This window comes from Geovibrio ferrireducens, assembly GCF_026226615.1.
GTDB classification, from domain to species: domain Bacteria; phylum Chrysiogenota; class Deferribacteres; order Deferribacterales; family Geovibrionaceae; genus Geovibrio; species Geovibrio ferrireducens.
The window spans coordinates 185,567-209,932 of record NZ_JAJAPB010000002.1; the positions used below are offsets into that span (position 1 = coordinate 185,567).

At 47.2% G+C, this 24,366-nt stretch carries 22 protein-coding genes; 4 read left to right on the forward strand and 18 right to left on the reverse strand.

Annotated features, from left to right (window positions below; genetic code table 11):
* Positions 1-60: 60 nt before the first annotated feature.
* From nifK to draG, 6 genes are all read right to left on the reverse strand, one after another.
* Positions 61-1,578 (reverse strand): nitrogenase molybdenum-iron protein subunit beta, encoded by a 1,518-nt coding sequence (gene nifK / locus OSQ85_RS02890; RefSeq protein WP_265821167.1) that lies wholly within the window; start codon positions 1,576-1,578, stop codon positions 61-63.
* Between the two features lie 29 nt (positions 1,579-1,607).
* On the reverse strand, positions 1,608-3,050 hold the full coding sequence (nifD, locus tag OSQ85_RS02895; protein WP_265821168.1) for a nitrogenase molybdenum-iron protein alpha chain: 1,443 nt from the start codon (positions 3,048-3,050) through the stop codon (positions 1,608-1,610).
* Between the two features lie 133 nt (positions 3,051-3,183).
* Positions 3,184-4,053, reverse strand: a complete 870-nt coding sequence (gene nifH / locus OSQ85_RS02900) for a nitrogenase iron protein (RefSeq protein WP_265821170.1) — start codon at positions 4,051-4,053, stop codon at positions 3,184-3,186.
* A gap of 157 nt (positions 4,054-4,210) precedes the next feature.
* Positions 4,211-4,831, reverse strand: coding sequence for a DUF4276 family protein (locus OSQ85_RS02905; RefSeq protein WP_265821172.1), 621 nt, complete (start codon positions 4,829-4,831; stop codon positions 4,211-4,213).
* Position 4,832: 1 nt separating this feature from the next.
* Entirely contained in the window at positions 4,833-5,996 is a 1,164-nt protein-coding gene (locus tag OSQ85_RS02910) for an AAA family ATPase (RefSeq protein WP_265821173.1), read from the reverse strand.
* A gap of 64 nt (positions 5,997-6,060) precedes the next feature.
* Positions 6,061-6,951 (reverse strand): ADP-ribosyl-[dinitrogen reductase] hydrolase, encoded by an 891-nt coding sequence (draG, locus tag OSQ85_RS02915; protein ID WP_265821175.1) that lies wholly within the window; start codon positions 6,949-6,951, stop codon positions 6,061-6,063.
* Between the two features lie 35 nt (positions 6,952-6,986).
* Between draG and OSQ85_RS02920 the strand changes: the two genes are divergently transcribed.
* Positions 6,987-7,790 (forward strand): NAD(+)--dinitrogen-reductase ADP-D-ribosyltransferase, encoded by an 804-nt coding sequence (locus OSQ85_RS02920; protein WP_265821176.1) that lies wholly within the window; start codon positions 6,987-6,989, stop codon positions 7,788-7,790.
* On the opposite strand, the gene OSQ85_RS02925 is transcribed toward OSQ85_RS02920, so the two are convergent.
* From OSQ85_RS02925 to nifA, 3 genes are all read right to left on the reverse strand, one after another.
* Complete coding sequence (locus tag OSQ85_RS02925) at positions 7,766-8,059, reverse strand: nitrogen fixation protein NifZ (protein WP_265821178.1); 294 nt, start codon at positions 8,057-8,059, stop codon at positions 7,766-7,768. The genes OSQ85_RS02920 and OSQ85_RS02925 overlap by 25 nt on opposite strands.
* Before the next feature lies 1 nt (position 8,060).
* Complete coding sequence (gene fdxB / locus OSQ85_RS02930; RefSeq protein WP_265821179.1) at positions 8,061-8,324, reverse strand: ferredoxin III, nif-specific; 264 nt, start codon at positions 8,322-8,324, stop codon at positions 8,061-8,063.
* A gap of 145 nt (positions 8,325-8,469) precedes the next feature.
* Positions 8,470-10,140 (reverse strand): nif-specific transcriptional activator NifA, encoded by a 1,671-nt coding sequence (gene nifA, locus OSQ85_RS02935; RefSeq protein ID WP_265821181.1) that lies wholly within the window; start codon positions 10,138-10,140, stop codon positions 8,470-8,472.
* A 300-nt stretch (positions 10,141-10,440) separates the two neighbouring features.
* Between nifA and OSQ85_RS02940 the strand changes: the two genes are divergently transcribed.
* Positions 10,441-11,427 carry a 4Fe-4S binding protein gene (locus tag OSQ85_RS02940; RefSeq protein WP_265821183.1) on the forward strand — a complete coding sequence of 329 codons (987 nt, stop codon included), beginning with the start codon at positions 10,441-10,443 and terminating at the stop codon, positions 11,425-11,427.
* On the opposite strand, the gene OSQ85_RS02945 is transcribed toward OSQ85_RS02940, so the two are convergent.
* The 5 genes from OSQ85_RS02945 to OSQ85_RS02965 all read right to left on the reverse strand — a co-directional run bounded on the left by OSQ85_RS02945 (position 11,421) and on the right by OSQ85_RS02965 (position 19,825).
* Positions 11,421-11,783, reverse strand: coding sequence for a response regulator (locus OSQ85_RS02945; protein ID WP_265821185.1), 363 nt, complete (start codon positions 11,781-11,783; stop codon positions 11,421-11,423). The two genes, OSQ85_RS02940 and OSQ85_RS02945, sit on opposite strands and share 7 nt — an antisense overlap.
* Positions 11,773-13,974 carry a PAS domain S-box protein gene (locus tag OSQ85_RS02950; RefSeq protein WP_265821186.1) on the reverse strand — a complete coding sequence of 734 codons (2,202 nt, stop codon included), beginning with the start codon at positions 13,972-13,974 and terminating at the stop codon, positions 11,773-11,775. The genes OSQ85_RS02945 and OSQ85_RS02950 overlap by 11 nt, the downstream gene beginning before the upstream one ends.
* A 162-nt stretch (positions 13,975-14,136) precedes the next feature.
* Positions 14,137-17,226, reverse strand: a complete 3,090-nt coding sequence (locus OSQ85_RS02955) for an efflux RND transporter permease subunit (protein WP_265821188.1) — start codon at positions 17,224-17,226, stop codon at positions 14,137-14,139.
* Entirely contained in the window at positions 17,223-18,407 is a 1,185-nt protein-coding gene (locus OSQ85_RS02960; protein WP_265821190.1) for an efflux RND transporter periplasmic adaptor subunit, read from the reverse strand. Before OSQ85_RS02960 ends, OSQ85_RS02955 begins: the two co-directional genes overlap by 4 nt.
* Positions 18,404-19,825 (reverse strand): efflux transporter outer membrane subunit, encoded by a 1,422-nt coding sequence (locus OSQ85_RS02965; RefSeq protein ID WP_265821192.1) that lies wholly within the window; start codon positions 19,823-19,825, stop codon positions 18,404-18,406. The genes OSQ85_RS02960 and OSQ85_RS02965 overlap by 4 nt, the downstream gene beginning before the upstream one ends.
* Before the next feature lie 154 nt (positions 19,826-19,979).
* On the opposite strand from OSQ85_RS02965, the gene OSQ85_RS02970 reads away from it, so the two are divergent.
* Together OSQ85_RS02970 and OSQ85_RS02975 are read left to right on the forward strand one after the other, a co-directional pair.
* Positions 19,980-20,666 (forward strand): response regulator transcription factor, encoded by a 687-nt coding sequence (locus OSQ85_RS02970; protein ID WP_265821194.1) that lies wholly within the window; start codon positions 19,980-19,982, stop codon positions 20,664-20,666.
* Positions 20,663-22,033: an ATP-binding protein gene (locus OSQ85_RS02975; RefSeq protein WP_265821196.1), complete on the forward strand. Its 1,371-nt coding sequence runs from the start codon at positions 20,663-20,665 to the stop codon at positions 22,031-22,033. The genes OSQ85_RS02970 and OSQ85_RS02975 overlap by 4 nt, the downstream gene beginning before the upstream one ends.
* A 14-nt stretch (positions 22,034-22,047) precedes the next feature.
* On the opposite strand, the gene OSQ85_RS02980 is transcribed toward OSQ85_RS02975, so the two are convergent.
* The 4 genes from OSQ85_RS02980 to OSQ85_RS02995 form a co-directional block, all read right to left on the reverse strand.
* Entirely contained in the window at positions 22,048-22,467 is a 420-nt protein-coding gene (locus OSQ85_RS02980) for a Spy/CpxP family protein refolding chaperone (protein ID WP_265821197.1), read from the reverse strand.
* A gap of 7 nt (positions 22,468-22,474) precedes the next feature.
* Positions 22,475-22,753, reverse strand: coding sequence for a hypothetical protein (locus OSQ85_RS02985; protein WP_265821199.1), 279 nt, complete (start codon positions 22,751-22,753; stop codon positions 22,475-22,477).
* On the reverse strand, positions 22,746-23,354 hold the full coding sequence (locus OSQ85_RS02990; protein ID WP_265821201.1) for an RNA polymerase sigma factor: 609 nt from the start codon (positions 23,352-23,354) through the stop codon (positions 22,746-22,748). Before OSQ85_RS02990 ends, OSQ85_RS02985 begins: the two co-directional genes overlap by 8 nt.
* Positions 23,355-23,500: 146 nt before the next feature.
* Positions 23,501-24,241 carry a hypothetical protein gene (locus tag OSQ85_RS02995; protein ID WP_265821203.1) on the reverse strand — a complete coding sequence of 247 codons (741 nt, stop codon included), beginning with the start codon at positions 24,239-24,241 and terminating at the stop codon, positions 23,501-23,503.
* Positions 24,242-24,366 lie beyond the last annotated feature (125 nt).

Below are 24,366 nucleotides of genomic sequence, written 5' to 3' on the forward strand. Positions count from 1 at the left end.
CGCCTTGCAAAGCAAGCCTTCGCTCCGGCACGGCGCAGTTCCGTCCATGGAACTGTGACACTATCTGATTACATCGTAGCTCGTGGTGTACATCGTTTTTCTGTCTGTTTCGTCAAGGATTGTGTTGACGATCCAGTTGAGGAGGTTCAGGCCGCCCATGTACCCTATAGTGGGGTATCTGTGGAGGAACTGCCTGTCAAACATGGGGAAACCGATTCTGATAAGCGGAATGCCCGTATCTCTCATAAGATATTTTGCGAAGCTGTTACCTATGATGAAATCGCAGGGGTCAGTGGCAAGCAGTGAACGGAAGTGCCACATATCCTTGTTTGAGTAAACTTCTGCTTCGCTGCCCTGAGGATATGAAGCAAGCAGCGCTTTAGTGTCCGCTTCCCAGTCTTTTGTGCCGTTGGTGAGCAGAACATGCTTGATCTCCCCGCCAAGCTCCATAACCATGCGTGTAAGACCGAAGGCATAGTCAGGGTCAGCGTTCAGAGAGAAGCTTTTGCCGTGTACCCAGTAGTATGAGTCGCCTATGGCATCAACAAATCTGCCTCTTTCGTTTTCGATTTCAGCAGGAATCTCTTTGCCTGTAAGCTCGGAGATTGCCATCATAAGGTCATCTGAACCTTTGATACCGAAGGGGTTAACCACTTTTACAGGGTGAGCCCATTCCTTTTCGATGAACTCAATCGTTTTGGCTGTGGCATATTTCTGAAGAATCAGAGTTGCCTTTGAATTGGGTGCATCTTTCAGGTCAGCAATCTTAGTTCCGCCGTTGAACATTTTGTAATGTCCGTCAGTGGGTGAGTCAAGGTTGTAGGAAGGATCGCTCAGGAGGATGAAATCCACTCCGAACAGACCGAGAATCCTTTTTATCTCACGGAAGTTGCCTATATAAGTATCAAAGCCGAGTATTACGTTGATTCTGTCTTTCACTTCGCCTGTTTTCTCGCCGACCTGAGCAAGCATGCTTGAGAGCATGTTGTCATAGCCTGTGATATGTGAACCAACGAAGGAAGGTGTGTGCGCATGTGTAATGATCGAACCTTCCGGAACATTGCCCTGATCTTTGGCATTTTTAACGAAGTTGTTAAGGTCATCCCCGATAACTTCAGCCATACATGAAGTGCATATGGCTACCATGCCGGGTTTGTAGAGCTTGTAAACGTTATCAAGCCCCACGTACATGTTGTTGTGTCCGCCGAAAACCGCAGCGTCTTCCGTCATGGAGTCGGAAACAGCGGGGAAAGGCTCTTTAAAGTGACGGCAGAAATGTGAGCGGAAGTAAGCCGCACAGCCCTGTGATCCGTGCACATAAGGCATAGTGTCGTCAAAACCTATGGCAGCATAAAGCGCGCCCAGAGGCTGGCATGACTTAAGAGGGTTAACAACAAGGTGCTCCCTTTTGAAGTTAAGCTCCTTGTATTCCTCACCGAGTGTCCACTCAAGGGTTTTTGCAACCTCTTCCTCAGTTGCTGCGTTCTCATAGAGAGCGCGTTTTCTCTTGAACATCTCTCCGAAGCGCTCGTCCTCGAAAAGGGTTATATGATCTTTTACTTTAATATCTTTGCTCATGATTTACCTCTCTTGTACGGCTCTGATTATCAGCTTTTCCACGGAGCTTTGATGTTTTTCCAAACGGCTCCGTTAATTGCCATGTCCATATCTCTGGCAAATACTCCGAAACCTTCCACACCGTGGTAGGGGCCTGAGTAGTCCCATGAGTGCATCTGCCTGAAAGGGATGCCGGACTTCTGTGTCTGGTATTTTTCTTTAATACCTGAACCGAAGAGGTCGGGTTTGTACTTCTCAAGGAAGTTGTCCATCTCGAATTCTGACATGTCATCAACCATGATGGTTGTGCTGTCGAGGTATTCAAGGGTACGCTGGTAGTCGTCACCGTGGGCAAACTCATACCCTGTGAGCAGTATCTCAACACCGAGATCCTGAAAGGCGGGCATTGTGTGTCTGGGTCTCAGACCGCCAACGAAAAGCATTGTCTTTTTCCCTTCAAGTCTGGGTCTGTATTTGGCAACAATTTTTTCAAAGTAAGGCTGATATTTTTCAGCGATGACTTTTTCCGTCTGCTCTTTGATTTTGTCATCAAACATAGCAGCAATTTTGCGCATGGATTTGATGATCTGTGTGGGGCCGAAAAAGTTGAACTCAAGCCACGGCACATTGTACTTTTCTTCAATGTAGCGTGAAATATAGTTCATTGAGCGGTAGCAGTGGATAAGAACCACTTTCGCCTGAGCAACGTTGGCAAGCTCGCTGAACGTACTGTCGCCTGTTGACTGAGCAACAAGGTTAAGCCCCATGTCCTCAATAATTTTCCTTGATGACCATATATCGCCGCCTATGTTGTAGTCTCCTATGAGGGCTACATCGTAGGGGCCTTTCTCGAATTTCTGGCCGACCATATCTTTTTCATATATCCAGTCACGGATAGTGTCGTTTGCTATGTGGTGACCGAGAGACTGGGAAACGCCTCTGAAACCTTCACAGCGGCAGGGGATAACAGGCTTGCCTATCTCCTTGGAGATTTCTTTTGAAACCGCTTCAATATCGTCACCGATAAGACCGATGGGACATTCAGAGAGAACACTGAGCCCTCTGTTGAGCGGGAAAAGCTTGTTAGCCTCAAGAAGAAGAGCTTTCAGCATTGCATCGCCGCCGAAAACTATGTCTTTTTCCTGAAAGTCAGACGTAAACTGCATTGTACCGAAACTGTCCACACCTGTTGTTCCGTTATAGTAGTTACGTCTGGATGACCAGGAGTACTGGCCGCAGCCCACCGGGCCGTGGCTTACGTTGATAATATCCTTTATGGGACCCCATACCACGCCTTTGGCGCCTGCATATGCACATCCTCTCATGGTGATAACGCCGGGGCGGGATTTCCTGTTGGACTTAACGCCGCACTTTTCCTGTCCGGGTTCAACAACCTCTATGTGGGTCTTCCTGTCCTTATACGTTTTCTCCTCATACTGGGAGATGACCGACTCTATAAACTCCTCGGCCTGTTTTTTATCTATAGTGCTCATGCTGTCTACCTCGTTTTATTGGGGTCAAAAAGTCTCGCGTTCTTGCTTTCCCCCCGCAGTCAGGCCGCTTCTGTGTCGCTTTTATAAAGCATGAGCGGCCGCGGCCGAAAAGAAAGCGGGCATCCTTGCGGAATTAAGCGTTTTTCGCTTTTCCAACCTCTGCGTCATCCTCCTGAATGATGCCGAACTCCATAAGAAGTCCTTCAAGCTCATCCATTGTAAGAGGAGTGGGTATGTTGAACATTTTGTTATCGTTTATCTTCTGCGCAAGGGCTCTGTACTCGTCAGCCTGTTTGCATGTGGAATCGTATTCGATAACGGTCATTCTTCTGAGCTCAGCGTGCTGAACGACGTTGTCTCTGGGAACGAAGTGGATTCTCTGAGTGTTTATTCTTCTCGCAAGCTCGCTGATCAGTTCGTCTTCTCTGTCAGTTTTACGTTCGTTACAGATAAGACCTGCAAGACGAACGCCGCCTGAGTTAGCGTATTTAAGGATACCTTTGGAGATGTTGTTGGCAGCATACATAGCCATCATCTCACCGGATGCAACTATGTAGATCTCCTGAGCTTTGCCTTCCCTGATGGGCATTGCGAAACCGCCGCACACAACGTCACCGAGAACGTCATAGGAAACAAAGTCAAGCTCTTCTTCGTATGCGCCTTCTTCCTCAAGGAAGTTGATAGCCGTGATAACGCCCCTTCCCGCGCAGCCTACACCGGGCTCAGGACCGCCGGACTCAACGCATTTAATGCCGAGGAAACCGGCTTTGAGAACATCATCAAGCTCAAGGTCTTCCACTGAGCCTTTTTCAGCAGCAAGCTCCATAATTGTTGCCTGTGCTTTGGAGTGAAGGATAAGACGCGTGGAATCTGCCTTGGGGTCGCAGCCTACGATCATTATTTTTTTGCCCATCTCCGCAAGAGCGGAGATAGTGTTCTGGGATGTGGTTGACTTGCCGATACCGCCTTTGCCGTAAAAAGCTATCTGTCTTAATTTAGCCATGATCCGAAACCTCCGGTTTATTATCTGCGTTAGTATAAACAAGAAGCGTGCCAAGATTGTAAATAGCTGATAAACAAGGATTGTAATCTTTTGGAAGGATTTATGTTTTATTAATTGTAAGGTTTTTGTATGGTTTGAAGGGATAAGCTGACAATAGTCAGAGGTTCAAATGCTTTTTGAGTTCGTCAATGAGTCTTGTTGCCCAAGGAGAAGCATCGAAAACAAGCTGAGGATCAATCAGACCAAGCAACTCAAAAGAATGTCCTCCTTTGGAATATTCACCTTTTTGCGTGTCTTTTGTAGCCAGCTTAAGCTTTTGGTATAAATCAGATTTTGCTATATTTTCAACATCAGGTCGTTTTGGCAGGGTATTTACTTTAAAATTCTTACCGTAATATTTCTCTAAAGCGTTTTTGTCTGAAATAAGCCATGTTTCCATACATACAACCATGAGATGTGCGTGCTTATCTTCTGCATTGTCAGGTTTCTGCCAATTGTCAGTTTCTCTTTCTTTAAGAAAGCTCCAAACATCCTCAAACCTCTGAGGAGCAGCATCTTCTGAATCAACCAGAAGGAGAGACATTTGTTCCTGATTATCCGTTCTCACAGAAGTACAAAAATCACGATAAGCCTGATTACGTCTGCCGCAAGGGATGACAGAAGGCATCATTCCGACAAAGCCGGCTTTTTCAAAAAAAAGTTTAAATGCTTTTCTGCATTCTATTTCAAGATACTTATTATTATTTCCTCCGCCTTCAACATAAATCTTAATTTTCATGCTACCAACGGTTCCCTCCTATCTCACCCTTGCGCCAAAGCTCTCCAAGAGAATATTCATTCAGCCATTCTTTCAATGGCTCTCTTTCAAGGCGTTTAACAGATGTAACCCCATTGTGCTTTTCAAAAACAAGCACGTCTTCAGGAGAATCACTTAAAGCATCAATAAGAATATCTGAATGTGTGGTAATAATTAATTGAGTCTTTTGAGATGCTTCTTTCAAAAGTTTAGCAAGAGTAGGAATCATATCAGGATGCATTCCCAACTCCGGTTCTTCAATACATATAAGAGCCGGTGGTTTTGGATGGCACAAAATAGCTAAAAGACAGAGATAACGAAGCGTACCGTCAGATAGCCTTGTCGCAGGTATCTGATAGTCGTTTTCCTGTAAGTAAAGCTGTATTTGTCCCATGTTGAATGATGTTTCAAAATCCTCAATTCCACTGTAAAATTCTTTAAGCAGCCGTTTAATTTCGTTTTTTGATTTTACATCCATTTTGAGATTGTTTAAAACAAGAGCAAGGTTGGAAAAGTCTTCCGCCAGAAAATCGTTCCTCGCATCCACAGGCTGCGGCTGTCTGGTTATTGTATTACGACCGAAACTCCAGTCCCTATATATTTTTATACTTTCAAAATGCTTGCCAAGAAAGGATAGAACACGGTACGAAGAACCCTTTAACTGAGATAGTACAGACTGGTCAATATTTATTTCGTTATAATCAAGTTTCGTAATCTTTCCACCAACCAGCAATTCTCCTTCAACAGAATCATAGTAAACCTTGTCTCTATTATTGTAATTACTGATGATCTCGTGCATTCTAATAAAAGCAGTATCTGCAATATTTATATAGTAGACAAGAGGCTCATCTTCATCATGTAAAATAACATCAATATATGATGTTACTGTCTCAATACGAATCTGCTGATTGTTATTTTCGCTATTTCTCCATACCCAGCTTTGAAATCCTCCACTTTTTCTAAAAGGAGCATCAATGTCTCTAGGCGCACTTTGTAAGATACTTATCACATCAATTAAATTTGATTTACCTGAGCCATTTGCACCGATGAGGACATTTAAGCTATTCAGCTTTATTTCGACCGGATCCTCACCAAAGGACAAAAGATTCTGCATCTTGATTGATTTTATAAAATTGTTTCCTGACATCGGACACCTTTAAGCAATTAAAGAATAATAACATTAATAGAATTTAATGAAAAGAGTATTTGGGCTACAACAAAATCACGTTCATAGGGGCATTCAGCAGATCTTCGGTCTGTTTTGTAATAAGCCTTACAACATCCTGATCCAGTGCTTTCAGCCACCGCTGGGGTATGCCGTCCATACCGTAAAGCGCGCCCGCCAGCATGCCGGCTATAGCGCCGTTGGTATCTGCATCCCCGCCCTGATTAACTGTTCTGACAATAGTTTCGTACAGGTTGTCCGAATCAAAGAAGAAGTGCATAACAGTTCTGAACGTGTCCTTAATGTAACCGGATGCCTCGCCGTTGTACTTTGAGTGTGAGAATGAAGGGTCTTTTCTGATAAATCCGGACACTATATCGAGGGCGGCTTTTTTGTCCCCTGTTTCCAGAAGAACCTTCACAACCTCGCCGAGAACAACGGTCGCCATGTCGGAAAGTTCGTTATTGTGAGTTATATGACACTGGGAGAGAGTTATCTCCTCAAACCATTTCCAGTCCTTGAGACAGTACAGAACAACGGGCAGATTCCGCATGGCAGCGCCGTTTCCAGCAGAGAATGTTGAGTACAGAGACACCACAGAGCCTTTTGTAAGATAATTGACAATCCCCCTTCTCACTGTGCTGCCTATGTCCACAGGCTTCTTTTTCATCCACCTTGCGAAGTGATCCGCCGCTCCCTGAACAGTGTAGCCTCCGTTTTCCATGAGGCTGTCGCCGAGGGCGAGTGACATCTCCGTATCGTCTGTTACGTTTCCGGCTTTGAGATGCAGCCAGCCGCCGCCTATTATTTTGTCATGTATGTCATATTTATCTTTTATTTCTCTGGGGAGCATAAATTCCGTAGTGGCTCCGAGGGCATCACCGACGGCAAAACTGAGATAAGCTGCCAGTGCTCTTTCAAAAACATCATTTTTCATTTGCAAACTTCCCTTTGTCTTGGCATATTTCGATTATGATAAATCTTGATGAAAGCCACAAGGCAGGCGTTTATTACCACAGCACGAATAAAATCAATATTCCAGCGAAACTTTTCGTGAGCAGGGAATATAATGTCGGCGTGATCCCCATCACAATTGACGGCGTTCTTGAGTATCACCGCAGACTTTTTGAGATTGTCGCCTCCGCAGGAAGCATAGACGAAGCCTCCTTTTTCTTTGAAAGCTACATGAACGAGCTTTTCGCGCTGGAGGAAAGGGTAAACGGGAAAAAGGTCGGCAGCTACATCAGACTTCTGAAAAGCTGGCTCTTTGATTCCAATAACTCCGCCGGAGCAGTGCTCAAGGGCTGGGTGGAAAACCGGTTCGGGCTTATACCCTTTTACCACGGGCAGAGCATTCCGGGGCTTTATTCCAAGGAGTATTACGATTATCTTCAGGAGTGGATGAATTCCAGAACGAATAAAAACAGCATGTTTTCGCAGCTCGACCTGCTGTACACATACACCCAGACAATAATTAAGGCATACTGCGAAAATCATGTTCCCACCATAACCCTTTACAGGGGCGTAAACGACCTGAGCGATCACATAATAATCAGCCAGCTCTCAAAAAGAAAATACTGCATCGAACTGAACTCCCTCTCCTCTTTCACTTCGGAAAAGGAGATAGCAGAACAGTTCGGCAGTAAGATAATTAAGGCAGAAGTGCCTTATACAAAGATAGTGTACTTCTCAGAAGCCCTGCCCAGCAGGTCATTCAGCGGTGAGCTGGAATATCTGGTGATAGGCGGGCGCTACGATGTTGAAACCGTATTCTGAGAGCCGTCTTTCTTAACTTTTATCCAGACCATCTCGTCCGGATCGTAATCTTCGATAATTTCAAGCTCATGCTTCCTGAAACCGACTTTTTTGTTGGTTTCAAGGAAATGAACCACAACAACAGGCTCAAAGAGGAACTCCGTAATCTGGCAGACAAAACCTTCCTCTCCCTCTTCGGCAACCACCTTTCCGCGGTTGCAGCCTGCGCAGGTTCCGTCACTTTTTGTGCAGCCGAGAACTCTGACCTTCTGGTTTTCTCTGAATTCCATATTACGCCTCCATAGGTGCGTGGGTGAAACACTTCTTCGGACAAGCAACAGCACAGGCCTTGCAGCCTACACAGGCATCGTCGTTTTCGAGTACCATGTAGCGTTTCGCTGAATCGTCATCGTCATCTTCGTGAAGTGAAAGGCAGCTAAAGCTGCAAGCTTTATAACAGCGTCCGCAGGCGATACATTTTGAGTTGTCGACATCCATAACATATTCAGGCGTCCATTTGCCGCCGCCTTTTGTAACTCCGGTGATATAGGCCATTGTGTTCCTCCTTAAACTTTTCAGTTACTGTTGCAAGCGGCGTGCCAAATATGAAGAACCGTTTTATCAGTAACTTAGGAGGAGTTATTCCTGCCTTGTTCAGTTTTTGTAATCTTACCTACACTTATTGTAGGGTTTGTGTTTGTTATATTCTTTTCACTTCAATGCCGAATTTCATTATGCGGTAGTTGATCTGGCGCACTGTCATCCCCAGAAGTCTGGCAGCCTTTGCCTGAACCCAGCCTGTTTTTTCGAGAGCATCTATAACCATCTGCCGTTCATCATCAACGGCAAGGGGCATTTCCGTGTGCGGTTTCGCCGTTTTTGCGGGCTCTTCTGCTGCTTTTTCGCCAGATTTGGGGTAATGCTCGCAGAAAAACTTCTGTTCTCCGCCGGACATATCCATATTGAGCGACTCAATACAGACAGCATGCTCTCCGCAGCCTGCGTGACCGTTGTTTTCCAGAAGCTGGGCGAGACAGACCTCCCCTCTGGAACAGGTGAACTCGGCAGGCGTTATCTCATTGCCGGTAACCGAAAGCGCAGCGCGCTCTATACAGTTTTCAAGTTCGCGTATGTTCCCCGGCCATGAGCATTTCATAAGCAGCGGAAAAACATCCGGTGATATTTTAAGCTTTGTGCCGTAGTTTGTATTGAATTTTTCAAGGGCTGTTTTGGCAAGTTCGGGGATGTCCTCCCTGCGTTTTCGCAGAGGGGGGAGGAAGATGGAGACAACGTTCAGCCTGTAGTAGAGATCCAGCCTGAAATCGCCTGACCGGACAGCGTTTTCGAGGTTTCTGTTTGTGGCCGCTATTACACGCACATCCACCGGGGTTGACTCAGAACCGCCGATGCGCTCTATGCTCATCTCCTGAAGAACACGGAGCAGCTTGCTCTGCGCTTCAAGGGGCATGTCCCCTATTTCATCCAGAAATATGGTTCCGCCGTTTGCAAGTTCGAACTTGCCTTTTTTATCCGCATTGGCTCCTGTGAACGCTCCCTTTTTATAACCGAAGAGTTCACTCTCTATAAGCTCCTTGGGAATTGCGGCACAGTTTACTGCTACAAAAGGCTTCTGCGAACGGTCGCCGGAGTAATGAATGGCCTTTGCCACCATCTCCTTGCCTGTTCCGCTTTCGCCTCTGATAAGGACAGTTGTCTTGGTGCGGCAGACCTGCGAGATCCTTTTGAAGACATCCTGCATAAGCTTGCTGCCGCCAACAAGCCCTTTTACGGAAAATTTCCCTGCAACCTCACTGCGGAGACGCTCTTTTTCCTCTATGAGCTCTTTCTTTTCACTGTTTATCAGCTTCATTTTATGCATGAACGAAGCTACAAGGGCGGAAATCATTTTGAGAATGTCCACCTCTGCCTCATAACTGACCACCTCACGGTAGTGCTTATCCACAGCGAGAACTCCTATTCTCTCATTTCCGTGGCTGATGGGAACGGCAATGAAGCTGGTTTTCTCCTCATCCCTGCGCTTGATTTTATCCTTAAAGTCAGGCTCAAGGCTTATGTCGTGCAGCATTATGGGAAAGCCGTACTTAAACACCTTACCCACCATACCTTCGCCGCTTTTGTACACCATTTCGGCGAGGGCGGCTCTGCTGAGGCCGTGGGATGCCTTCGGCATAAGCAGTCCCGTATCGGGGTCGGTGATCAGAATCGTGCCGTTTTGTATATGAAGGTTATTGCTCATAATGTTCATAACATTCTGGAGCGCAGCGCTTTCACTGACCTTGGAGTTCAGTTCAAGGCTTATGTCGTATATCGTATTCAACAGAAGTTTATAGTAGCTTAATCTCTTTTCCATGGAATGTAACAAGCAATGCCTGTGCCATAGTGAATCCGGCGTAAAAAGGGCGTTTGGGAGGTTTATTACATTTCGGGTGGTTAAATATTAAGCATTTAAAATTACATTTTTTACAATTTTATCAGCTTTGTTTTATTTCAATCATAAGCTCTTTTATTATAAATAATTTATATAGCATACTCACTGGTTATATTTTATACATTTACGAAAACTTATTTGCTGTTTTTTGTTCGGGATCAATTATAGAAAAATCTTTGCGGCTATTATGCTTTTAAAGATTTATTCAAGAGGAGTTTTTTGATGAAACAGTTTCTGAGCGGTTTTGCTCTTTACCTCAGGTCGGATAAAACGTCAGTCAGGCGTTTGATCCAGTATATCTTCCTTGCCTCAACGATTTACGTGGGCATAAGGTTCTATTTTTATCTGTCTGCCCTTGGTGCGGGGGATATGTCCGCAGTGAAGCCCGGAGGCGTGGAGGCATTTCTCCCTATAAGCGCGCTGATGGGGCTTAAGCGCCTTGTTTTCAGCGGAAACTATGACATGATTCACCCGGCGGGACTGACTCTTCTCATTGTCTTTCTTTTAATCAGCATCATTTTCAAACGCGGCTTCTGCGGATATATCTGTCCGGTGGGGCTGATCTCCGAAACTGTAGGCGCAGCGGGGAAGAACATCAAAATACACAGATTCATAGCTTACCCCCTGTTTCTTCTGAAATACCTTCTGCTGGGCTTTTTTGTTTACATCATACTCATACAGATGTCTCTGCCCTCCATAGAAGGCTTTCTGAATGCGCCTTACAACAAGGTTTCAGACGCGAAGATGATGGACTTTTTTGCTGACCCCTCACGCACAACGCTCATAGTTCTCGCTGTGCTTATGATACTCGGCCTTCTGTTCAGAAACTTCTGGTGCAGGTTTCTATGCCCTTACGGTGCGCTGATGGGGCTTGTCTCCCTGCTTTCACCCTTCAAAATCAAGCGTGATAAAGATGCCTGCATAAACTGCATGAAATGCACAAATATATGCCCCATGGACATACAGGTGCACAAGGCGGTGACAGTCCATTCCCCGGAATGCATAGGCTGTCATGACTGTGTGAGAGTGCGGGCGAATGACAAATGTCTTAAAACTTACAAAACTGATTACAGATACCTGACACTGGCGGTTTTCCTGCTGTTCTGGGCGGCTGTGGCAGCTGCCATGCTCACAGGCTTCTGGCAGTCGGAGGTTTCAAACGAGGAATACCGCTTCTGGCTGGAAAGGCTAGGTCAGCTCAGTCACTGATTCAGAAGTCTGGTAACGCAGGAATAAACATCCGCAAAACTTATAGGCTTAAACAGGATTTCGCAGTCTTTCAGGGAGTCGGTTTCCTCCCTGAAAGCTGTGGTTATTATAAATTTGGTGCTGCCTCCCTGCTCCCTGACCTTTTCCACAAGCTGGAATCCGTCCAGATACGGCATGGAGAGATCGGTTATAATCACATCAGGCTTTGCCGACATAAAAACCTCAAAGCCCTCCCGCCCGTCGCCGGCCTCAAAAACATCGGAGAAATAGAGTTTAAGCTGGCGCACCATGAGCATTCTGGTGAGCGCCTCGTCTTCGATGTAGAGTATTTTTGCTTTAACAGTCTCAGCCGCCATTTTTCACCGCCGCTCTGAGAACCAGCCTGAAAACGGCACAGCCGTCCCTTGATTCAGCGCTCAGATAACCTTTCATATGCTGTTCGACTATGTTTTTAGACATATACAGACCGATTCCGGTTCCTTTCCCCTCTTCCTTTGTGGTGAAGTAGGGGTCAAAAACCTTTTGTATAACATCAGCGGGTATTCCGCCGCCGTTGTCCTTAATGCTGAGAACAACATTATCTCCCCCTGCATCCAGATCAAACTCGATGAATCCCTGAAAATCCCCGGCTTCTTTTTGTTTTCTTTCAATTATGGCATCACGGGAATTATGGATAATATTCAGCATAACCTGCTTAAACTCCCCTTCATAACCGCTGACAAGGGTTTTAAGATGGAGACATTCGGGACTTTCCACAGAGTTTTCGCTGAAGTACGATTCATCACCGCATCTGCATATAATTCGGAAGCTGATATTGGATGCGGTAAGCTGCGCGCTGACAAGCCTGATTGTCTCCAGCACGGAACGGATAACCTCAAAGGCCTCAGCGCTTTTATCCGGAGCGAAAAAGCGCCTGAAATCATCTATGGTATCAGACATATGGTTGATTATATGCATGCAGTCCTTCTCTATCTGGCCGACATACGCATCATCAAGCCCCTGACTGAAATAAGTTTCGCGCATATCCTGAACATAGAGCCCAAGGGCATTGAGCGGCTGCCGCCACTGATGGGCAACTGCGTTTATCATCTGCCCCATGTCCGTGAACTTTTTCTGCTCCATCATGATTTTTTCGCTGAAAAGCCTGCGCTCGGTCTCCTGCTCCACCTGTTTTTCCAGTGCTTCATTGAGTGATTTCAGCCTGTTTTCTGCATCTTTTCTCTGGGTAATGTCCTGCACCACCGCCATCATCACTTCACGTCCTTCCACGGAAGTTTTCTGAGTATGTATCTCCACCGGATAAAGAGTGCCGTTTTTACGCCTGTGGACAGTTTCGAACACTACAGTTTCCTTCTGCCCCTCTGCTACAGGCATAATCTGCTGCCTGAGCTGCTGATAGTTCATCTGCGGCTTTATATCCAGCGTTGTCATCCGGAGTATTTCATCATGAGTGTAGCCCAGATTTTTGCAGGCTCCGCGGTTAACCTCCACAAAACGGAGGGTGTCCATATCATAAATAAAGATTTCGTTCAGGGAGTTGGCAATTATCTCACCCAGATAGTTCTCCCTTGATTTGCTTTCGTTGTATCTTTTCTCAAGGTCGCGTATTATCCGCATGAATGAATTCTGCATGAGAAAAACAGTCAGAACTATGAAAATGACAGCCATAACAAAAGCCAGCCTGAGAAACTGGCTGATTGCGGTTTTCTCACTTGTGATGTCCTGAAAGGTCACAAGGCTGGCTATCTTCTGTCCGTCATAACCTGTGAGAAAATGATCCATATGGACACGGAAGGTTTTGCCGTCCTCCTCCACTTCCTTCACAACACTTCTGGAGAGGTCGGCCTTATTGAATATGCTTATGAAATCGTCATTGGAAACGTTGATCAGCCTTTCCCCGTCCAGACTTTCCGCTCTGGGTGTAAAGCAGAGCCCCTCCGCCTTGTCCGCAGGAATAAACAGCCCCATTTCAAGATCGAGTGTGTTTTTCATAAGGGAGAGCAGGTAGTCCACACCTATTCCTATTTCAGCCACGCCCACAAACACGCCCAGATAATAAACGGGCTCTGCGTACCTGTAATGCAGACCGTAGCAGCCCAGATCAAATCCGGAGCGGGGTTCTTTTTTCTCCACCACTTCCTTTATCATCTGTCTCTTGTAGCCTTGGTAATTAAGATGTCCGGGGGCATGCATCCTCATGAAGGAGTTTCCGTCAGCGTCATGAATATGCACAATTATTTCGGTGTGGTACTCCGCCACCAGGGCGCTGTATTTTTCATTAAAATAGCGTCTGATTTTCTCTCTGTCTCTGGAGGCCATAACCTCGCGCAGATAGTAGTCGGAAAGAAGCGATCTGAACCTGCTTCTGAGGGTGCGTTCAAGCTGTTCTGACTGATAATTCAGCATGTATTCGATTTTTTTGTGTTTGTATTCTATGGCAGAGGAGAGATCATTCCTGACATGCACGACAGACAGAGCCGTGAACATAAAAATAGCCAGCAAAACAATAAGGACGACTCCCAGAGTTGTCTGACGTGCAACGGACAATGAAAACTCCCCTGACATATATTCAAAAAAAGTTACCCTGCAAGGAACCAAGGTAAGTATTATTTAAAATATATATCCATGCAGCTACTTAACAATAAATATTAACATCAGAAATCTGATATATCAGTCAAAAGGACTATCAGACCGAATTATTCATAATTTTTACTGTTTTCTTTCAGTCAGACGCTTGAAATCCTCCATAATAGAATAGGCGCTGGGAACAAAAAGAAGCGCGACTACAGTGGTGAAAAGCACCCCGAAGGCTATGCTCACCGCCATGGGAATAAGAAACTGAACGTGAATAGATTTTTCCAGTATCATAGGTGCAAGGCCGAAAAATGTGGTAAGCGATGTCATTATGATTGGTCTGAACCTTCTTTTTGCTCCGCTCATGATGATTTCGTCATTGACATAGCCCTTTTCCCGCCCGAAACGGTTTATGAAGTCCACCAGAACAAGGGAGTTGTTCACCACAACACCGCTTACTGCCACCATTCCGAAGATGCTCATAAGGCTCAGTGTCAGCCCCAGCATCATGTGCCCGGCCGCCGCCCCCACAAGCCCCAGAGGGATGGAAAACATTATTATTAAAGGCTGAACATAGCTGGCCAGAGGTACAGCAAGCAGGGCATAAACTATCAGAACAGCAAAGGTCATGTTGTATTTCAGGCTCTCCATGGACTCCCTGCGGCTCTCCTCCTGCCCTTCAAACTTCCACTCCAGTCCGGGGAAAAGGCTCTGGATCTCTGGCATTGTTCCCGCTGAAAGATCTCTCATTATTTCCTGCGGGTTTGAAAATACCCCTGCTGTGGCAATAACATTGACCACTCTGCGTCTGTTGGTGCGGTTTATCTCGGTCAGATCCTCAGTAAAATAGACTTCTGCCACGGAGCTTAAAGGAACCTTGGAACCGGAAGGGGTTTTGATATTAACTGCGTATACATCCCCCTGATACTTTCTGCTGTAGTCGGGGTATTTCACCCTTACCGTAACCTCATCCTGCCCTCTCTGGTAGGTGAGAGATTTTATCCCCAGAAATGCCGGAGAAACCTGAGAGGCTATCATTTCATTGGTAAGTCCCAGAGACCTGCCGTAGCTGTTCAGTTTATAATGGATCTCCTGCTGCTTTGAGGCAAAGGAGTCTTCAATATCGTAAACCCCGCCGTATTCGGCCAGCCTGTGCTTTATTATTCCGCTGGCCTCCCTCAGCACCTCTTCATTGTCATGATCCAGACGCACGGAGATGTTCGCCCCGAAGTTTCTGAGCTGCGAGTCAAAGCTGACGGATTCCGCTGAATTTATTGTACCCACTGCTCTGCGCCACTTCTCCTCGAAAAGGCCTGTGCGGAATTTGCGGATTTCATATTCATACAGCATAACATTAACAACGGCGCTGCCGTCCCTGCGTATGCCGCTGTTTATGTATTCTATGAAGCTCCCGCTGCTGCCCATCTCCTTCATAAGTTCGGCATCAACCCTGAGCGCAGCTTCCTCAAGCCTTTTCACAACTCTTTCGGTAACTGCCGGGGCTGTGCCCGTGGGCATAACGGCAGTGGCCCGCACCCTGTCGCCCTCAAGAGGGGACATGAAGCGGAACTTAAGGTTGCCCGAACCCACAAGGCCTGCAAAAACTATTGTGACAGCGATAAAGGCCGCCACTGTTGCATATTTATACGTAATGGTAAGCCGGAGAAATCTGTCAAAAGGCCCGTTGATGAACCTGTCCAGAGCACTCCTTATGCCGTCTCTTATGCCCAGTGAAAACCGTGGTTTGCCGTCTCTTTCCCTGCCGGTGTTCATGTGTGCGGGGAGAATAAAAAAAGATTCCACAAGAGATACCATAAGAACGGAAATAACCACCACAGGAAGAGTGTTCATGAGAAGCCCCATGCTTCCTTCTACAAAAAGCAGGGGCGCGAATGTGGCAACTGTTGTGAGAACGGAGAAGGTAACGGCACTGAGCATCTCCTTTGTGCCGTCTACTGCCGCTCTGTATCTGGTTTTGCCTGACTTGTAATGGGTGTGTATGTTCTCGCCCACTACTATGGCGTCATCCACTGCAATACCCAGCGTCATTATGAAGGCAAAGGTTGTTATCATGTTTATGGAAGCGCCCGCCAGATGAAGAAAATAGAATGAGCCGAAAACCGATATGGGTATTCCGAGGGACACCCAGAGCGCCACACGGGTTTCGAGGAAAACCGCAAGGATGAGTATCACAAGGGTCAGGCCGAAAGCTGCGTTTTTCATAAGAAGGTTTATGCGGTTCTGAAGCTGTTCTGACCTGTCATCCCATATTGTCACCTTCACCGCCTCAGGGAAAGATGCGGTTATCTTATCGACAGTTTCATGAACCTTTGCAGACACACTTGAAGGAGTCTGTTTGCTTACCCTGTAAACATCTATGGAGACAGAGGGCGCACCGTTGAAGCGCTCCAGTATGTCCTGCTCCTCGAAGCCGTCTCTTATCTCCGCTATATCACCCAGCAGAACCATACCCCCGCCTACGGAGGAGATAACGGGAATATTCCTGAACTCGCTCCCGGTCCGGCGTTTGTCGTACATTCTGAGTTTTATATCACCGGAAGCGGTTTCCAGCGTTCCTGACGGGTAGTCTATGGAGTTGTTTCTCAGGGCGTTTGAAACATCCCTGAGAGTGAGGTTATATTTTCTGAGGGTGTCCTCCGGTATCCAGACGGATATTTCCCTGTCCTTCACCGCAACATATTCAAGCTGGGTTATTCCTTCCGCGGCAAGCAGCCCGTTCTTTACTCTGTCGGCGTAATAGCGCAGAGCCTCTTCGCCCACATTGCCGTATATGCTCACGGTGAGCACTTCGCGCCGCCTTACCTCAAGCTCAACATCTGGTGTTTCCGCCTCATCAGGGTAGGTGGAAATTTTGTCAACCTCCGATTTCACATCCTGAAGCGCCTGCTGTTTATCAACACCCTTGATCAGTTCTATGCTCACAGAGCCGGAGCCCTCTCTGGCTACGGATGTTATTTTGTTTACGAAATGAAGGCTGCTCACAGCGTCTTCCGTGGGAAGAATCATCCCCTCTTCTATTTCAGACGGGGAAGCGCCTGTGTATTTAAAGGTGATATTGATTATATCCCTTTCGGAATCGGGAAAAACCTCCTGCTTCATATTCAGCATCATGAATATGCCGCCCACAAGCAGGAAAAGCATCAGCAGATTGGACGCAACCTTATTTTTTGCCATCCATGCCACAGCACCGCCCCTGAGCATCATTTAGAGCTCCCGGAAAGAGTGGAGTTATCCGCCTCGCGCACCGTTACATCCATTCCGTCAACAGCGCCGCGAAGCCTTGATATGATCAGTTCCTCGCCTCCTTCAAGACCGGAGGAGAGTATAACCCTGTCACCTTTGTAGGAGTGTACGGAAACAGGAATCACACGGAGCTTACCGCTATCCACAGCCCAGACCTGCGAGCCTTCCCTGAGAGCAGCCTCGGATATTACGATCCGTTCCTCCGGCTCTCTGGTACGGAGGACAGCCTTTATATTCATCCCTATAGCGGGAACGGGTTTTTCGTTAAGATTGGTTTTTGTAAGCGGTATTCTGACCACAGCCCTGACCATGCCTGTTGTTTCATCCGCACCGGGCAGGAGTTTGGCCAGGTATCCCCTGTACTCCCAAGTATTCCGCCCGTCTTTCAGTATTACCGACACGGGGGACGCCTCCGCCTCGCTGAGCGAGAAACGGAAATCCACTGACACGGAAGCAGGGAAAGGCACAACAGCCTCATAGAGACTGTCCCCGGCAAGGGAGCCCAGAACATCGCCGGATCTGACCACACTGCCTGTTTCCATGGAAGAAGAAACAACAACAGCGCTGAACGGGGCATAATAAACGGTTTTGGCAAGGTTGCTTTTTGCGAGCCGGAGGTTGTTCTCAGCCTGATTAAGCTTTGCCTGCGCCTCTGCCTTCTGGAGAGCATAGTCCGCAAGCCTGCCCGGCTTTTCCGGGTTGTCCCTTCCATCGTTCCAGAGCTCCCATTCTCTGGCAGTTATGTCTGCCGAGTGCTCTATTTCAGCCAGATTCAGCTTTGCCGTGGCGAGAGCGGTTTCCGCCGCGCTCAGTTCCGCCTCATATGAAACAGATTCGATCCTGAACAGGACATCACCTTTACTGACTCTGCCGCCAGCTTCAAACGCGGGGTTCTTATATATTACTGTTCCGCTTGTTTCTGTTTTTATATCAATTGTCTTCTCAGCCTGAACCCTGCCGAATCCCTCTCTTTCCAGCGGGATAAAGGTCTTGGTACAGACTTCTGTGATCACCACAGGGGGAATGCGGACGGGTTCGGTTTTTTCAGGAACGGGGATGTTGGACATATAATACTTCCACACCAGAAGCGAAGCTCCGATGATCACAACCGGCAGCAGAATTTTTACTATGTTCTTCCTCATTTCCCGTCTCCTGATTTTTCCTTGTCAGCTATAAATTTTTCTTCCCAGCCGCTGCCCAGCGCACGGATAAGGCTTATCCTTGCACTCACCAGTTCACGCTCTGCGCCCAGAAGGGAGGTTTCCTGCTCCAGCATGCTTATTTCCGCTGAAATAAGGCTTCTAAGGGGTATAAGCCCGCCCCTGAACTTAAGGCTGCCCAGTTCATAAAGCGACCTGTTTTTTGCAGCAGTGCGCTCAAGCTCGGTGATTGATTTTTCTCTGTAGGCGTTTTCAAGCAGCCCTTTTTCTATGTCATGAAGTGCGGTGAGCACAGTCTGTCTGTATTTCAGTATGTATGAGTCAAGCTCAAGCTCCTTCACTGTGACAGCGGTTCTCTTTTTTCCGCCGTCAAAAACGGTGAACAGGGCATCAGCTACAAGGGAGAGGGCAAAGGCCTCCGGTCTGATAAGATTTGAGAGACTGTCCGAGCTGTAAACACCCGCTGCGGATATTGAGAGTGACGGGTATCTGTCCGCAATGGCAGAGGCAAGCTGCCTGTCTGTGCGGTAAATGGCATATTCGGCGGCTTTTATGTCTGCTCTGGCAGCAATCACCTCAGCAGGTATGGCGTAAGGCACATCGGGAATGCGCACATTCTTCCATCCTGCGGGCAGTTCGGGCAGTTCCGCCCCGCGTCTGGCCAGCATGAGGCCTATCTCCTCACGGAGGCTGTTTATGGATGATTCGGATGAGGCTTTGTTTATGCGCACAGTCTCAAGCTTTTTTTCAGATTCATATACGTCCTCAAGGGTTCCGAGTCCTGATCTGAAAGCGTTTCTGTCTGCTGTAACCAGCTTTTCGTATAACTTTTCGAGGGAGGTGAGCTTTAAGAGGCGTTCTGTTTCATAACGGTAGAGGAAATATCTGTCTGCAAGTTCTGCTGAAAGGGAAAGGTACTGACCGCGGAGGGTCATTCCGGCATATGCCGCATCATATCCGGCGGCTGAGACAAGGCTTGAGCTCCTGCCCCATATATCCGCCTCCCACGAGGCTCTGGCAGAGAGTTCATACTCATCCTGCCACCTCCTGCTCCCGCCTGTTTCGCGGGATATGTCCGAAGCGCCCGCTCCCGCTGTAACTCTGGGGAGTCTGTCTGCACGGGCGGACTGAACCCCTGCGCGCTTTATCTCAAGGGACACGTAGGTGTCCTCAAGCTCGTAATTTGCGGCAAACATTTCACGGATGAGTCCGTCCAGAGCAGTGTCATCAAAAACACGCCACCACTCCGCAGAATAATCCGGAACATAGCCGGAGGAAACACCCGCAAAACTTTCAGGAACGTCGGTTTTAAGCTCTTGCACCTTCACCGACTGCTCTTTCGCTCCGCAGGCAGTCAAAGCCGCAGAGACAATAATTACAAAGGCAATCACATACTTCATCTTCATCCCCGCGGAATAATGAAAAACATTATACTGACATTGACAGTTTTCATCAAAGAAAGTCTCACTTTGTTGGTAAATTTTTGTAAAGTGCCGTCTGCGCTTAACTTAAATTAACGTGATTTTATGAAGTTTTACTTTTATAATTGTAACTATGAATTTTATAAATGCAAATATACTAATCGTAGACGATGATACGGAACTTTGCGAACTTCTTGAAACCTACCTGAGAGAGGAAAGGTTCAGGGTGGAAAGCGTACATGAAGGCAGAACCGGCCTGAAAAAAGCACTCGGAGGCGGCTTTGCTCTTATTATTCTGGATGTCATGCTCCCCGGTATGGACGGCTTCGCAATCCTCCGTGAGCTCCGCAAAACAGACGATACCCCTGTCTTCATGCTCACTGCCAGAGGTGAAGAAACAGACAGAATATCAGGAATAGAAAACGGCGCGGATGACTACCTGCCGAAGCCCTTTAACCCGCGGGAGCTCATTGTCAGGATAAAGGCAATTCTCAGAAGAACCGGAAGACAGATCACAGGCGAGACCATCGAAGCAGGTGCTTTACGCATAAATACCTCACTGCTCAGTGCATTTGCCGGAGAGCAGGAACTCACTCTCACCTCGGCGGAGTTTCAGATCCTTGAAATGCTCATGCGCAACGCCGGCAGAACCGTGAGCAGGGACGAAATATCAAAATTTGTCTTCGAGAGAGAGCTGAACTCCTTTGACAGAAGTATAGACGTCCACATAAGCAACATAAGAAAGAAGATAGGCAATCCGGACATAATAAAAAGCATCCGCGGGGCAGGATACATACTGACAGCGGAGGCAAAAAGTTGAGACTGAGCAGAGGGGGGATATTCCTCAAGATATTCATCTCATTCTGGGTGAGTCTCATAGCTTTCAGCATACTGAGTATTTTCCTTTACGTCGTGTCTGACAAGGACTTCGTGCGTATACTCTCAATCAAGGCTCAGCACTCAAACGAAATCAACCTGAACATCCTCTTTGTTGATAAAAGCCTGTCAATGGATACAGACAGCTTTATAAAATATGTCAGAAAAACCTCATCCGGCTCAAATAACAAATCCTACATCTTCAATAAAAATTTTGAAGAGGTCACAGGGCAGCCCTTCCCGGAGGAGGCGATGGAGACAGTGACTACCCTTGCCAAACAAAAACTCCGTGTTATAAGACAAATAAGCGAAAGCAACATTTTTAATGCCTTTGTTCTGCGTGACTCAGCGGGAAACATGCCCGAAAACGCCTCTTATCTCCTCACCGTATACAGCAGACCGGATCGCAGAACAGTAGTTATGGTGTGGGTTAAAGAGTATTTTCAGGAAATCGTTCTGCACATCATAATAATATCCCTCATCAGCTTCTACCTTGCAAAACACCTGACCATACCGTTAAAGGAGATTAACGAAGCATCTGACAAAATATCGCAGGGCTCCTTTGACATCTCCCTCAGCAGCGTTGCCCAAAGAAATGATGAATTCGGCGAACTGGCTTATAAATTCATGATAATGGCCGAACGCCTCGAAGAGAACAGACAGCAGCAGATAAGAATGTTCCGCGATATTTCCCATGAGCTGAGATCCCCGCTGACAAGAATGCGTCTGGCAATAGAGCTGGCGCTGGCCAAGGCTGACCAGCCCACAGCCAAGCTCCTTAACCGCATAGAGACCGAGTGGAACCGCATGGGCACGATGATAACAGATCTGAAAGCAATCTCAGACTGCACTGGAAAACAGATTCAGTTTGAGTATTTCGACATATGCACACTGATAGAAAACCTTATGCCTGACTTCCATTTCGAGGCAGAGGCCTCCGGCAAGAGAATCATATTCAGCGGGTGCTCCTGCTACAAAATTCAGGGGAATAAGAGGCTGCTCTCCAGCGCCATTGAAAATGTGGTGAGGAACTCACTGAAATATGCCCAAAGCAGGATAGAAATAAATATAAGCGCGGATGATTCCTTTGTTTCGGTTGAGGTTACAGATGACGGTCACGGTGTGCAGGAAGAAAACCTTGAGAGAATCTTCATACCCTTCTTCCGCGAAAATGCCGACAGAGACAGGCAGACAGGAGGGACAGGGCTTGGTCTTGCCATAGCCAAACGCGCTGTTGACCTGCATAACGGTACAATCAGCGCCGCCAATACTGACGAAGGGTTCAGAATTATACTGAAACTGCCTGTTTAAGCTCTGTTCCGCCGTTAAGGCCTGTCCGGAAAAGGCGGTGGTGGCGGCGGCCCGAAACCATTCATGGGCGGTGGCGGAGGAGGATTCCTCTTAAATCTCTCATGGAGTTCATACAGCTTTTTCATCTGCGCGTCATCAAGCACATCATCCATATTCCTGAAAGTTTCTTCGAAAATACTGTCCGCTTCCTTCTTGGTTCTGTCCCTGAGAGCATCAGCCTTGGGACGGGCTTCATCAAGGATGCGCCTGATTTCGGCGGACTGCTCCGGTGTGAGCTTAAGCTCTCTTTCAAGCATGGAGTGTATCTTGGCCGCTATGTCGTGCGGCTCCTTGCGCATATTATGAAACTGGGCAATGCGGTAAATATTCATAGCTATTGCGCCGGTTACAAAACCGATAAGAAATATAATCAGAATATAAACATATTTTTTCATGGGATACCTAGATTATAACGCCTGACACACCGGCAACCAGCAGTTCCATGAGATAAATGGTTTTTTCCTGCACCATATAATTTTCGGTGACGAAAAGCACAGCCAGAAGAACGCAAAGCACAGGCACAAGCACCGCGAAAGCGGATGTTTTCACAACAGAGCATTCCGTTCCTGCGGCAAGAGCCTTTCTGTAGGCTCTATCGGCAAAGTATTCACCCGGAATGACGTTTCTCCCTGATCTGCTTGCTTCGGCAAGTTCGTCCATCAGTCGTTTTTTATTATCCATAGTTACTGTCCCTGATTCCCATTCTCTTAAGCGCGTCAGAAAGTTTTCTTTTGGCACGAAAGGTTCTTACCTTAACCCCTGCCCTTGTCATATTCATAACATCCGCCGCCTCAGCCGCGGAGACACCGTCGAAATATACCAGTTCTATAAGTATTCTGTCCTTCGGAGAAAGCACCAGCATCGCCCTGTCGAGAATCATCCTGAGATGCATCTGCCTGTTTTTTCTCTCAAACTCATCGCCCGCGCTTTCGGATTCCAGCTTTTCTATCAGGTTTCCGCTCTCATCGTTCAGGCTGCTGAGGGTTGTTTCATTCTTTCTGTACTCACGCCGCCAGTAATCACAGCAGCAGTTTATGCTCACTTTTTTAAGCCAGCCTCTGACTTTTTCAGAATTATCCAATGTTTTCAATGACTTGTAAACCTTTATAAAAACTTCCTGTGCAATATCCTCGGTCATATCCTCCGGAACATGCCTCCCCACGGTTTCAAAAACCAGCGACTCGAATCTTTTGATGAAGATTCTGAAATGCTCATATTCCCCGTTCACAAGGCTCTTTATAAGCTCACTGTCGGAAATATCATGCTCTGATTTACTGCACATTCAATATAATATTCTTCCGCTTTTTTGTTTTCTCAGTCAATCCATAATTTATCGGGGCGGAAGGGTCTGTCGGAGCCCTGTCCGCCCCTTTTCGGGTGGTGTGCGTCCTGTCCGAAATTTTGCGTCATCTTAACTGTCATTAATCCTTAGGCTTCGCTGAAGAGGAGCGAGTTCATCATCATAGAGTATCTGTACTCAAAAGAACCCTTCTCATCATCTGTTGAGGTCATTTTTTCCAGCGCACTGAGCAGCATCTGCGAAATCCGGCTGAGATCCTCTTCCTCCGCTGCTGCCTGCGCCGTCTCTTCGGCCTCTTCTGTTTCATCCGCTTCTGAAATACTCAGAGCTGTGTCAGTTTCTGAATCTTCCTCGGCTTCTGCGAGCGCTTTCAGAAGTTCCAGAAGTGATTCCTCTGTGCTTTCGGCAGATTCATCTGCCTGTGGTGTTCCACCCATAGGTGGCGGAGGGGGTGTGCCTCCTTCCATAGGCGGTCTTCCGCCCTGCATGCCGTACATCCCGCCCGCAGGGGCATTCTGCTGCATGCTGTAAGCCTGCTGAGCCATTTCAGCAAGGCTTACGCCCTGCTCTTCTGCGTAGGCTTTCAGTTCGTCCGAAGCTGAGTCCGCAACGCTTTGCGCATCGAACTCTTCTTCGCTTTCCGCTGCTTCCTTGATGGCGTTTCTGAAGTCTTCCATGTCTGTCTGAAGTTCTTCGGGCATATTCACCATAAAGCTGCCCATTTTGCTTATCTCAGCCCTGTCCGATGAGGAAAGGGAAGCAAAACGGCTGTTCTGGCTGTTTTCTTCGGTTTTGCTGCCGGAGGAAACCTGGGTCAGCCCGCTGATCTTCAGGTTTTCGTAAAGACCGCTTGAAGCAGTAATTATCATGGGTCATCCTCCCTGAAGTCTTATTCGGCATCCTGCCTGATACATCACAAGACGAAGCGCTGTTTTCTGCGGTTACATATATTTTGATCTGGTAAAATTAAATTATTAAATTATTTATCTGCTGT

Excerpts from the sequence above, each read along its gene's own strand:
- nifK (WP_265821167.1), bottom strand. The coding sequence starts at position 1,578 with ATGAGCAAAGATATTAAAGTAAAAGATCATATAACCCTTTTCGAGGAC.
- draG (WP_265821175.1), bottom strand. The coding sequence starts at position 6,951 with ATGAAAAATGATGTTTTTGAAAGAGCACTGGCAGCTTATCTCAGTTTT.
- OSQ85_RS02970 (WP_265821194.1), top strand. The coding sequence starts at position 19,980 with ATGAATTTTATAAATGCAAATATACTAATCGTAGACGATGATACGGAA.
- nifA (WP_265821181.1), bottom strand. The coding sequence starts at position 10,140 with ATGGAAAAGAGATTAAGCTACTATAAACTTCTGTTGAATACGATATAC.
- nifD (WP_265821168.1), bottom strand. The coding sequence starts at position 3,050 with ATGAGCACTATAGATAAAAAACAGGCCGAGGAGTTTATAGAGTCGGTC.
- OSQ85_RS02985 (WP_265821199.1), bottom strand. The coding sequence starts at position 22,753 with ATGGATAATAAAAAACGACTGATGGACGAACTTGCCGAAGCAAGCAGA.
- OSQ85_RS02960 (WP_265821190.1), bottom strand. The coding sequence starts at position 18,407 with ATGAGGAAGAACATAGTAAAAATTCTGCTGCCGGTTGTGATCATCGGA.
- nifH (WP_265821170.1), bottom strand. The coding sequence starts at position 4,053 with ATGGCTAAATTAAGACAGATAGCTTTTTACGGCAAAGGCGGTATCGGC.
- OSQ85_RS02920 (WP_265821176.1), top strand. The coding sequence starts at position 6,987 with ATGATAAATCTTGATGAAAGCCACAAGGCAGGCGTTTATTACCACAGC.
- OSQ85_RS02980 (WP_265821197.1), bottom strand. The coding sequence starts at position 22,467 with ATGAAAAAATATGTTTATATTCTGATTATATTTCTTATCGGTTTTGTA.
- fdxB (WP_265821179.1), bottom strand. The coding sequence starts at position 8,324 with ATGGCCTATATCACCGGAGTTACAAAAGGCGGCGGCAAATGGACGCCT.
- OSQ85_RS02995 (WP_265821203.1), bottom strand. The coding sequence starts at position 24,241 with ATGATAATTACTGCTTCAAGCGGTCTTTACGAAAACCTGAAGATCAGC.
- OSQ85_RS02965 (WP_265821192.1), bottom strand. The coding sequence starts at position 19,825 with ATGAAGTATGTGATTGCCTTTGTAATTATTGTCTCTGCGGCTTTGACT.
- OSQ85_RS02925 (WP_265821178.1), bottom strand. The coding sequence starts at position 8,059 with ATGGAATTCAGAGAAAACCAGAAGGTCAGAGTTCTCGGCTGCACAAAA.
- OSQ85_RS02990 (WP_265821201.1), bottom strand. The coding sequence starts at position 23,354 with ATGTGCAGTAAATCAGAGCATGATATTTCCGACAGTGAGCTTATAAAG.
- OSQ85_RS02905 (WP_265821172.1), bottom strand. The coding sequence starts at position 4,831 with ATGAAAATTAAGATTTATGTTGAAGGCGGAGGAAATAATAATAAGTAT.
- OSQ85_RS02940 (WP_265821183.1), top strand. The coding sequence starts at position 10,441 with ATGAAACAGTTTCTGAGCGGTTTTGCTCTTTACCTCAGGTCGGATAAA.
- OSQ85_RS02945 (WP_265821185.1), bottom strand. The coding sequence starts at position 11,783 with ATGGCGGCTGAGACTGTTAAAGCAAAAATACTCTACATCGAAGACGAG.
- OSQ85_RS02910 (WP_265821173.1), bottom strand. The coding sequence starts at position 5,996 with ATGTCAGGAAACAATTTTATAAAATCAATCAAGATGCAGAATCTTTTG.
- OSQ85_RS02955 (WP_265821188.1), bottom strand. The coding sequence starts at position 17,226 with ATGATGCTCAGGGGCGGTGCTGTGGCATGGATGGCAAAAAATAAGGTT.